Here is a 12,155-nt window from a genome sequence, read left to right as displayed (position 1 = left end):
ATGCCTGTTATTTCTAACAAATACATTCTATTTTTTACTCATTATATTCTTTGAGTCTGCCAGTACCTCATAAAACTTGCCATCTGCTGCGGTCTGAAGCTTTCTATAGTTTACCTTTACACCGTCATCCAGATCAAGTTCTATACGACTTAGTGCCAAATGGGCTATCTTCTCATCATATTCTCTACATTCTTTCAGCTGCTTTTGAAGTTTTTCTCTGCGTTTAGTCGCAGTCGCTACCTCTCTGGCATTGGTACTATGGTCTATAGTATCCTGCATGCGGCTACTTTCACTTTCATAGATTCGCTGCATATGGTGTAAATAGTCGATACGAAGATTGCCAATAGTATCTGCATTATATCTATGTAGATAGATAAGTGCTTTAAATCCGTTTTGCTTTCCGCTGTCAAAAAGCCAGTAGATAGGTCTCTTACCTGAACCTGTAACTGAATATGTCTGACAATGATCCTTGAAGAAATCATTCAAAAAGTAATTTCTTATAATCTCACGAGAGGTATTTCCCTTATTTCCAAGTGCCTTTGCTATAAAATCAAGATTTTCTTCCAGAGTATCTTCACCATAAACCACCTTTAACCAAGTGCAAAGGCGGACAATTATATCATCTTCCAAATACTCCTCATCAGTAAGCGGAATAATATTGTCGGCATCAGGTTTGAATGTGTCATACTTAGACTCATCCCATTCTCCACCTGCATAGGCAAGACCTTCGCTGTCCAAAGAGTAGCGACCAAACATACAGCCGATGGCGTAGGAAAGAAGGGAAACTATCTCATCACACTTGGTTCTAATATAAGCCGAACCCTTCATAGACTCCGGCACATCTTCCTTACTGTCAAATATTCTATGAACAGTTATATCCTTATCTAATACTTCAGAAGTAAGTTCGTCCTTTAAACCGTAGATGTCTATAAAGATGCGGTTCAGTTCTTCTTCATTGGCTTTGAGTTCCAAGAATCGCTGTTCGCATTCAGATACCCATGAGTGATAGGTGTCAAAAATGGTTCTTGGCTCAGTGGCTATTGTAGTATCACAGATGAAATTTTTTATAAGTGGGTGATATTTAAAATCCCATGAGGTTTCGTAGGAATCCCAGTCGGATTTGGAAATATAAATAGATAAATTTATTAATCTATCCACTATTATAAGGGCTGAATCATCCATAATTAAAGGAAGATTGCAAATATCAGTGGTAAGTAAATTAATGGTTGGATTATATGCATTCAAATACTCAAATGCTATTTTAGTATTTAAGAAACCCAGTATATAATTAAAAAATCTCTCATCCTTTAAATATATTGTGGGAGTTGCTGTACCACAAATAGAGTTTTCTATATATCTAAATGTTTTCTGTGCATTTCCTACTTGTGACCATCCAATAGCTTTTTTAAAATAAAAAGATGAATCTCCACGCCTGACAGAAGTATTAGTTTTTCTTTCATCCCATAAATCCTTTATTCTTATTACATACTCATAATTACCATAAAATCTACAAGCACTTCCACCTTTTGACATTATGTGATACTTTGAATATTCTAGATGTTTTGCTCCTGTAAATGATATGTCATAAAAAGCCGGTTCGTACCACACTTTTACAAAATAATTATCATTTCCTGTAACAACTCCAGCTTTCTTTTCAACAAATAGACGAATAAATGATTTTTTTTCAAGTGCTGAAAAATATGAATCTTGGAGCCAATATACTATTGGTTTACCTGGCAATAAATTAAAGTTATCTTGCTTTATTGTATATACATTTTTATTCTCTAAATATGCTTTTTCCTTCTCCTTTGCGTACAAATAATCTACAAGTCTATTTACAGTTACTTTAATATTATGAATAAATGTATTCCTACATATAGTCACTACTGTTTGAACTACTTCTCCACCTATCTCTTCAAATGCTCTAGTCCCTAAGTGTAGTATTGAAATATAGTTTTTCATCATAAGTTTTTCTCGAAACTTTTCAAAACTAGAAATAAACATCCATGTATGTTGTGTTATTATAGAAGTTATACCATTTCTAACAATAAAATCAGAACATCTCTTTATAAATACTGAATATAAGTCATATTTTTCATCTATATAATACTCTTTAATATATTCTGTTGTTTTAAATGGCATATTACCCATATACGGTGGATTCGTAACCGCTACCCAGTACTTCTCCCCCAGCACCTTACCCTGTGCTATCAGTTGCAATAGTCTTTCCTTTGTGTCCTCTATACCCACTGTTTCCATACTGATTTGGCCGGAGGAATCACTATCTTCTATGAACCTTTCCAAAAGCTCCCAGTCATATTCTTCCACTGTTAGTATAGAGCCATATTCCTTGGCATCTATAAATGTATCAAGTAGACCATTTATCTGAGTTATAGCTTTTTCTTTATCAACTTCACTTAGGCCCATACCAAAGTATTTTATATGAGCTCTATTGACTGCATTGCTCTCTTTTATAGAATATAGATTTGGCTTATACTCACCGGTTAGAATCCTACGGTTATACTGTCTTGCCTTCATCATTACAGCAAAATATGCCAGCTGGAATGCTCTATCATCTATATCCAGACCATAGATATTGTTTTCTAATATACTTCTAGCCGCATCTCTCTGACCATATCCTGTACTTTCATATATCTGCATCAATACATCAAATGCATATACCAAAATATGACCGCTTCCCATACATGGATCAATTATCTTGATATCCTCTGGATTTAGTCCGGCATACTCTCTTCGGATTTCCGCCAGTTTTTCCTCTACCTCAGGCTCCTGCTTTGCCTCTTCCAGATAGTACTTCCAATTTGACTTCAGCTCATCATTTGGATGTCCTTCCACCCATAATCGACCAAGGCTGTTTTCTACCATATATCTTACGATCCAGTCGGGTGTAAAAAGCTGTGTTGCCGCAGGAACATCCTCTTTTCTTATCTTTGTGCCTGAAGGTCTGCCAAATACCTCTGCCTTTGGCTCTGTATTATAATACTGATACAGCCATCCTATGATCTCAACCTGTCCGCCTTTTTCTATATTGAAGTCATCCTCTGATATATCATGAACCAGCTTATATACCACTCCATCCTTATCAATAACAGAAATATTTAAAAGCAGCTCGGTATAATCATTCGTTTTTTCAAAAAGTTCAGGCAAATATTCATTTAATGCATTGCATTGCTTAATAAAGAGCATACAAAAAAGTTCATCCAGCAGATTTTCTGTCTTTAGCTGTATTACTTTTTCTCTTTCTTCAGCTGTAAGTTCCAACTCTGCATCACATATATTTGTCACTATATCAGGTTCAAGCTTTCCGGTATCAGAAGAAAGCACACGCATATGAGAAGGTAAATAATCATTTACCTCCATAAAGCGTATAGCAATCAAACGGTTAAACCAAGTATAAGCTACTTCTTCAATGATATATTTATAGGCTGTAGCATAATCACTTTCATTTTCTTTCCGGCGAATAACTTCTACCAGTCTTCTTCTCTGCTTTATAGCATCTCCACTTATAGAATAGGGATTTTCAGTTCCAATATTATAAAACTCCGTGCTCGGTGTAGACTGCGGCAGGGCATTTTCTATTCCATCCGATTTTATTCCCATAAGTCCTGCACGGTAGCTAATATCTGCAATAAGTTTATTTCTTGCCCAAATAGCAAAGTTTTTGATGGCTGCCTTATTCATACAACTCTCCTGTTATTTTTTATATGTTTTATATATGAATATTATTTACAACTCAATATTTACAATAATATCCTCATTTATCTCTTTTAAAAGATTCTCACGAAGTGAAGCCAGATATTTATCAACGTCTTCCCTACTTTCGAGTCTCCAAGAAGCAGTTTTAGCTACCGTTTTTATGGAAATATTTTTTGTAGTACGAACCTTAAATTCCTGCTTGACATCTTCAATAAAAGCTTCAGCCTTTACTTCATCACCACGCTGTTTTGCTTCTTCCTTTCTCTTTTCTTGCTCCAATCTCAGTCTTTTCGCAACTTCCAGTGCTATTCTATTGTCCTCTGCTGTCATCTCATTTAGCAGACGAAGTTTCAACGCCTCTGCCTTGTCTGCAAAACTACGAAGAGTCGAAACATTATTGCACTCACTTACTCCATCCATAAGCTCATCAAAAGCTTTCGCATACCGTGAAGATTTCTCGTCTCTATATGATTTTGTATTCAAAACTTCAAATACACGATCTCTATCCTGACGTATAGAATCCTTTACAGGCTTTAGCTGGTCATCCAAAATATTTGTATAGCAACTTGTGAACTTCTCTCTAAGTTCCGGGAGTTTAGGTATATTCTTATACGGCTTATCCTGTTTTAGAATAGCTCTCATCTTCTCAACAACCTCTTCCAATTCGCTATCCACAATATAGGTCTTACTGTCTTCATATATTGCAAGCATATCCAATGATCGCATAAATATATTCTGCTGCTCGCCTCCAAAGAATGCTTTTACAGGTTCATAGTCCTCTGCCATATCAAAGAAAGTATCCCTATATTTTGAGATATGTGAGAAAAATTCCAATGCTCCGTTAATCTGTATTGCTGACTGTAACAGGCGTTTGCCACTATCAAGTACATTCTTTCCCGGATAATTGTACTGTCTGTAATATACCTCCAGTTTATCCATCTCATTTAACATATTTGATGACAATCTCTTAAAATCCCTCATGATACTATCTTCATCTTCTGTGGATACGGTAGTATTAAATACTTCTTTCATTACATCACGAACTGCCTTTTTATCCTTTTCGCTAACACGCACTCTCTCTTCCATCAAAAGCTTTTCTACAAATGCTTTTTTGGTGATATAGTTAAATATTTCGTCATCAGATTTATTGTCTAAATTTACAGGCACTCCATTTACACTAAAGGCAATACCTCCTCTCTTAAACAGACATGCTATCAACCAGTTGATATCATCCTCTACAAATCCATATGGTGCTTTCATAAAACGATCCTTTACAGATTTCATAGATGTCTTCATATGGTTTCTTGAATTCATAGCAATATAGCCTTGTACATCATCCAATGCATGTGTATTCGCTACTGTACCACCGGCCAATTGCATTTGCATCTGATTTGTGGATTGCAAAAGCTTTCTAATATCTGACTCTCCCATTGCGGTATCAATATATGAAAGTTTGTGGAAAACTGTCTGTACCAAACGACCTATGGCTTCGCTTATCTTATTATTCACTTCCTTAGATGACAACCTGGCAATATCACCATTTACATAAATAGTCGCCTCTTTTAACCCTTCAGTAAGATAAAGCTTTGCATTGTCATTGCGTTCTCTCATCTCAACACGCTTTGTTTCTTTTATCTTTTCATATTTTGCAAGCTTTGCAGATGTATTCTTTCTAAGGAATCCTTCAATCTTTAGATAGGCTCTCATCTCTGTCAAAAATTCATCATCATTTGGAAGTACTACCAAAACTTCTCTGCCCTGTCCTGACTTCATACGAAGTGTAGCATCATCCATACCTCCATCATACCAAGGTGTAAGAATGCGAAGTCCTATATCAAAGTTTTGATTTGACTTATAAGGTCTATCATCTACTACCTGATTAAATGAAAATGAGTATCTACCGGAAAACTCCGGATAGCGGTATTTTTTATCTATAAAAATATCTTCAAATATCATTTCTGAGATCTTTGTAATGACTTCTGACATTTCAACATTTTCTTTTTCAATTTCATTGTTGATTTCCTGCTCTTCATCTGTCAAAAACAAATAGATATTTCCATTTTTTTGTACCAGCATCTGATTTATAAGTATCTTGATCGCTTCTTCAACTTTACCCTTTAGTTCGATACGATCATCATCAATATTTTCAATCATCAGACTGGTGATATTGTCAATATTTGATTCTATTTCCATTACGTACTTGATCATAAACAATGTCTTTAATACATTAATAGTAAAAACATCTGATTCTTTCTGCTCAGGATTTATATAGTTGTTATCATAGGCTTTACTTATAACTCCCTTATGACTATGATCCAGGAAGTTTTCCAAGGCATCATAAAAACGATGGAACGGTACAATTACACCCATCTCTTTTTCTTTCAATGTTGATGCAGACTCCTTAAATAGAGCCAACATAGAGCGCTCACCTTCTGACAAATGTTTACCTGAGGCACCATGTGTACGAATTGATGTCAACACACTTGCAAGCAAATTGAACTGGTATGGAACAAATGGATAGCTCTCTGTAAAATCATTTTCATTTGCATAAAGCTTTTTTTCAACACCATCATTAAATACAATCAAATTCTTAATGATAGTCGCTTTTTGTTCATATAAGAGTCCAAGTGTCTGTGCTGCCGTATCTGTTTTATCAAGAATTCTTTTTTTGATAACCGCATCTACATTTGCACTTGATAAGGATAATCTTGTATCAAAGCGTCCCTGAATCTTTGAGAAATCATTTCCCTTTACTTTGGTAATAGAGTCTATGTCCTGCTGTGAAGTAACTATTACCCAAGCTTTTCCCATGCATTCTTTACCAAGCTCTTCTGTTACTGTTTGTAGATTTAACATTAGTTTGGAATCATCACCAATGTATTGTCCTATTTCATCTACAAGAAATACTACATGGTGATTATTTCCCTTGCTTTCTATATATGATTTCACACGTCTTGCGAAATCTTCTATACTTATGTTATAAGGTTCGATAGCCTTCTCACACCAGTTTCTTGCAGCTGCTTCGCTCATATATTCCATACTTACAAGTGCATCTACCACGCTGTCTTGAATAAAGTCAAAGTCTTTTCTGGATTCCTCCCATGAGTCTCCATACTCATCTTCAAATGCCTCTTTGAACTCATCAAATCTACCCACTTCAACCAGTCTTCTCTCAAGGTCTGCAACATGAGGCATGGAACTGCAAAATCCCTGCATCTCATTAAAAACCTTCAAGAATACATTGACAATAGCATCTTTATTTTGCTTACCGTTTGACTCACTTTTTGAATCAATATTGAAAAGAACAACATCTGCAGGTATATTTGCTGCCAGTTGCATATCTGAGAGTACTTTATTATCTGTTATCTTTTTGTCCTCAATAAAATAGTCTATGGCATGCTTATCCCCAACCAATTTGTTGTCTAAAAGATATGATAGTATTTTTAAAAAATGTGATTTACCACTTCCAAAGAAACCTGAAATCCATACTCCCATCTTTGGTGTATTTCCATCAATACTCTTTTTGTATGCATTAAAAAAATCTGCAAAGTGCTTTTGCAGCTCTCTCGTAACCACATATTCTTCAAGTTCCTGTGATACATTTGTTTCTTCTCCCTGTCCGACAATGATTACTCCCTGAATTTCACGGTCAATCTTTTTGGCAAACATATCTTTAATCTGCATTTTACTGCCTCCTATTTTACGAGCTTAAATGCTCTGTAGTAATTATCATCTTTTATCTCATTAAAAAGAATAAGTTCCTGCTCATTATATGTGCCCGGAAAAAACATAACAACAGGTGCTTTCACAAATGCCTGATGTAGATTGTTAAGTACCTTATGTGAGCGAAGAATTGGATAGCATTTGCCTATTCCGATCAAAAATACTACTGCATTATCCGGTGTGTTTTCCTTTATGTAATTTACAATAATGCTGTCATCATCATTGAACTTCATAGAATTATTTACTGCCTTTGTTATTCTTTCAAAACCTTTTTTCTTTTCAAAATCAAAACATTTTTCCATAAAGTTTTTATCTTCAAGAAAGTCAATGATTATATCATATAGATCAAAAACCACCAGTTCAAACTCGTCTGCACCCTTTTGATTTTTATTCTTAAGATACTTTATCCGCTCACGAACTTCCATTTCATTTTCCGGAGGATAGTCAAATACCCAGTAGTTTACCTCATTTGCTCTTCCGCTACTTTGGCGAAATTTAGTTTTTTTTATCTCAGCTTCCATTTCATCAAGCCTTTTTGCTAAGTCTGCCATCATCTAACTCCTGTCAATGCCTTAAAACAGGCTTCCATATTGTGGTCTTTAAGCCATCTTTCCATAATCGGATCTAATATCGGCTTTAATATTTTTCTTTCTGTTTTACCCTTATCCGTGAGTCCAGCCTCAAAAAGCATTGTTTTATATGAGCCTCCCAATCTTCTAAGGGTTGCATCTGTTAACTTTGCCACTTTGTCACTCTGTAACTGTTTATCCTTAAAGAATATTCGAATATCGCTATCAGCAAATGTATTACTGCCAATAATCATCTTTTCTCTAATAACTTCATAAACAAAATCAAAGAATAGTGTATCAAGGCTGAGTGTTGCAATAAGTGCAAATAGTTTCTGTGTTGTAACATCACTGTTTTGAAATATCTCTATGAAACTTTTATCCATCGCTTTTATTCTTCCTGAAACAGTATTGAATATTTGTTCAGAACGAAGTATAGTTGGTGCACCAAATATATTTTCTTTTTTATTGATTTCTTTTATTTCTTCTAAAGTCTTCCCCGCTGCAAGTAAACTTACAACTTTACGAAATTCCATGAACCAGAAGGATAATTTTACAGCACTTGCACTGTACTCTTTTCTATCCATATATTCCACTCTCCATTTTATTATAATACTTATTCTGTCCCATTGTACGGACTCAGTTCTTATGTTATTTACTGTACAAAATTTTATATTTTTATCTATTTGCACAAAACACCACACTATTACAATAATAACATTTTTGATTAGAAAATCCTACATCCTACTACTCTATTTCTTTTTAATATTTTCTCACTCGTTACAGTTCAGGTAGCAACTTTATAACCTTTGTTTTACAATCCTAATCGCAACTCTCACTCTACTACAAAGAAAATAAAAAAGACATACCTGTTCAAAACGATATGTCTATAAATGTTCTATTAATTTAGTTCAGTCTATAATAAGTATTTTTACCTGATCCTTCTCTCTTAAGTTCATCCAATAATACCAATTTTCTAAGTGCACCTTCAACTGAACCTAGACTGAGTGAAATAATTAAAATCTCTCATTCCCTTAAATAATAGTGTTTTTTAAGGGAATGAGAGCCTTAGTTCTATAGCTGATATAGCCTTGTATATTTCTCTTCAATATAGTCTAGGAAGTAGTTTACATTAAATTCTTCTCCTGTTACCATCTTCATAAGCTCAGGTGCCTCATAGCGAAAGCCATAGGTATGAATATTTTCTTTTAACCAATTCATCACTTCATCAAATTTATTGTTTTCAAGTAATTTATCTACATCCAGATCCTTTTTCATTGCATGTACATACTGTGCTGCAAATGCTGTTCCAAGTGCATATGTTGGGAAATATCCGAAGCTTCCATCTGACCAGTGCACATCCTGTAAGATACCAAGTTTATCATTAGGTACATCTATTCCCAAATATTCCTTATATTTAGCATTCCAGGTTTTATCAAGTCCTTCTGTAGAAATAGTACCATTAAACAATCCCTTTTCTATTTCATAGCGAATCATAACATGCAATGGATATGTGAGCTCATCTGCTTCCGTACGGACAAATGAAGGCTTAGAGACATTGATTGCCTTATAAAAATCTTCCAAACTTACTTCACCTAACTGCTTAGGGAAGTATGCCTGTAACTTCGGATAATTATATTTCCAAAAAGCCATAGTACGTCCAAGATAGTTCTCACATAAACGTGACTGTGATTCATGCATTCCTGAAGATATACCTTCTGATAGGATCATTCCATCATATTTTGGATTGGTATTATGCTCATAATATGCATGTCCTACTTCATGTACAGTGGATAAAATAGCTGATGCCACATTTGAATCCAGATACTTTGTAGTTGTACGGCAGTCATTTTGACATGTCCAGGAAGTGAATGGATGCTCAGACTCATTTTGATACCCCCATGAAGAATCAAAATGTAAGTACTTGAGTAAATCATCCATAAATTTCTTTTGATCTTCTATAGGGAAGCTTTGATGTAGGAAATCCTCTTTAATCTGTTTTGCCTTTGTTACCTTCTTTATAAGCGGAACTAGTCTCTCCTTTAATGCATTAAAGAATGCATCATATTTTTCCTCATCCATACCCGGCTCAAAATCATCAAGCATCTGATTATATATGCTCTTATCACTGCTTCTATAACCGTATAACTTTTTTTGACTCTCTATTACTCTCTTTAAATATGGCTCAAATATAGAATAGTCAGCCTTTGATTTTGCTAGCATCCATGCATCGAATGACTCATCACAAAGCTTTTTAAAAGCCACAAACTCTTCCTTAGGTATGCAAACAGTATCCAAAGCTCTTTTATAATAAAGTTCTATAGCACGTCTTTCCTCATCATTTACCTCAGGATCATCTTTTAAATCTTTCAATAAATCAACTATTTCTTTATCTGTTTCTAAGCTAAAGAGTTCTCCTGCCAAATAGGCAGATCTCTCATCTCTATAAGCAGCTCCTGCACTTGGTGCAACCGTCTGCTTATCAATTCCAATAATATTTAACGCCATCTGGTATGCAGAACATTTAAATAACCAGTCCTGATACTTTTTAAATTTTTCTTTTGTATTCATATTTTCACTTTCTTTAAATTTACTTTTCCAATGCCTGTTCAATATCAGCTATTAAGTCACGAACATCTTCTATACCCACAGAAATTCTTATAAGATCAGGTGATACTCCTGCTGCCACAAGTTCTTCATCATTCATCTGTCTATGTGTAGTTGATGCAGGATGTAGTACACAGGTTCTTGCATCTGCCACATGAGTAACTATAGCTGCCAGTCTTAACGAATCCATGAATTTAACTGCTGCTTCTCTGCCACCTGCAATACCAAATGATACAACTCCACAAGTTCCTTTTGGAAGATATTTTTGTGCCAAAGCATACTGACTATCATTTTCAAGTCCCGGGAATGAAACCCAAGATATCTTAGGATGCTTTTCTAAATATTTAGCAATAGCTAAAGCATTTTCATAATGTCTTTCCATTCTCAAATGTAATGTTTCCATACCAAATCCAAGATAGAATGAATTCTGTGGTGAAGGTATTGCCCCCAAATCACGCATTAAATTAGTAGTCATCTTTGTAATATATGCAGCCTTACCAAAGCTTTTTGTATATACTACTCCATGATATGTTTCATCCGGAGTTGTAAGCCCGGGGAATTTTTCACTGTATTTTTCCCAGTCGAAATTTCCTGAGTCTACAACTGCTCCACCTACAGCATTTGCTGAACCATTCATATATTTTGAAGTTGAATGTGTAACTATATCAACTCCCCACTCAAAAGGTCTGCAAAAGATAGGAGTAGGGAATGTATTATCAACTATTAAAGGCACACCTGCCTTATGTGCTGCATTTGCAAACTTTTCTATATCTAGAACTTTAAGTGAAGGATTAGATAAAATTTCACCAAAAACCAGCTTTGTATTTGGTTTGAACTTACTTTCAAGCTCTTCTGGCAAAATATCCGGATCCACAAATGTAGCTTCTATACCCATATTCTTCATTGTATTAGCTATCAAATTGTAAGTTCCTCCATAGATAGCTGAAGATGCGATAACATGATCACCTGCACCTGCTATATTTAATATGGCATAGAAGTTGGCAGCTTGTCCGGATGATGTCAATATAGCAGCCGCACCGCCTTCAAGCTGACATATCTTATTTGCTACAGCATCATTTGTAGGATTTGCAAGTCTTGTATAGAAGTATCCTGCTTCCTTTAAATCGAATAGATTTCCCATCTGCTGTGATGACTCATATTTAAAAGTTGTAGACTGTACTATTGGAAGCACTCTTGGCTCTCCATTTTTAGGCTCATAACCGCCTTGTACACATATTGTATTTATATTGTAATTTGACATTAATATATCTCCTTTATTCTAGTTAGTATATAGTATATTTTTTATTTTCAAATTGTCAAGTTACGTACAAGTTGGCTAAACTTATTTTTATATTATTCAATCATTATTATCATCATCTGTATCATAAAATAATTCATTAAACTTTGTCCTAAGTATTTCTTCCAAACTAGGTCTATTTTGACTGGTGTTATATTGTTTATTTACATTAATTTCACTTGTTTTCATTTTTTTACGAAGTTCATTTACAAATATTTCATGCTTCATTCTAATTTATCGACCTC

7 protein-coding genes are annotated in these 12,155 nt (G+C 34.7%); all 7 read right to left on the bottom strand.

The annotated features are described in order from the left end of the window. Positions 1-27: 27 nt before the first annotated feature. The 7 genes from pglX to D4A81_RS13115 all read right to left on the bottom strand — a co-directional run bounded on the left by pglX (position 28) and on the right by D4A81_RS13115 (position 12,138). Complete coding sequence (gene pglX / locus D4A81_RS04985) at positions 28-3,702, bottom strand: BREX-1 system adenine-specific DNA-methyltransferase PglX (RefSeq protein WP_111525528.1); 3,675 nt, start codon at positions 3,700-3,702, stop codon at positions 28-30. A gap of 45 nt (positions 3,703-3,747) precedes the next feature. Beyond that, positions 3,748-7,401: a BREX system P-loop protein BrxC gene (brxC, locus tag D4A81_RS04980; RefSeq protein WP_111525527.1), complete on the bottom strand. Its 3,654-nt coding sequence runs from the start codon at positions 7,399-7,401 to the stop codon at positions 3,748-3,750. A gap of 11 nt (positions 7,402-7,412) precedes the next feature. After that, entirely contained in the window at positions 7,413-7,991 is a 579-nt protein-coding gene (locus D4A81_RS04975) for a DUF1788 domain-containing protein (RefSeq protein WP_172621791.1), read from the bottom strand. Further along, positions 7,991-8,593 (bottom strand): DUF1819 family protein, encoded by a 603-nt coding sequence (locus tag D4A81_RS04970; protein WP_111525541.1) that lies wholly within the window; start codon positions 8,591-8,593, stop codon positions 7,991-7,993. Before D4A81_RS04970 ends, D4A81_RS04975 begins: the two co-directional genes overlap by 1 nt. A gap of 487 nt (positions 8,594-9,080) precedes the next feature. Beyond that, a complete protein-coding gene (locus tag D4A81_RS04960; protein ID WP_111525525.1) occupies positions 9,081-10,577 on the bottom strand; it encodes a carboxypeptidase M32 in 1,497 nt (498 codons plus the stop codon). Between the two features lie 19 nt (positions 10,578-10,596). Continuing rightward, complete coding sequence (locus D4A81_RS04955) at positions 10,597-11,874, bottom strand: O-acetylhomoserine aminocarboxypropyltransferase/cysteine synthase family protein (protein WP_111525524.1); 1,278 nt, start codon at positions 11,872-11,874, stop codon at positions 10,597-10,599. Between the two features lie 96 nt (positions 11,875-11,970). Continuing rightward, on the bottom strand, positions 11,971-12,138 hold the full coding sequence (locus tag D4A81_RS13115) for a hypothetical protein (protein WP_162902547.1): 168 nt from the start codon (positions 12,136-12,138) through the stop codon (positions 11,971-11,973). Positions 12,139-12,155: the final 17 nt, after the last annotated feature.

Source organism: Lachnoanaerobaculum umeaense (genome assembly GCF_003589745.1).
Taxonomy (GTDB): domain Bacteria; phylum Bacillota; class Clostridia; order Lachnospirales; family Lachnospiraceae; genus Lachnoanaerobaculum; species Lachnoanaerobaculum umeaense.
Note: the sequence above shows the minus strand (reverse complement) of the source record. Positions and strands in the feature narration are given on the sequence as shown.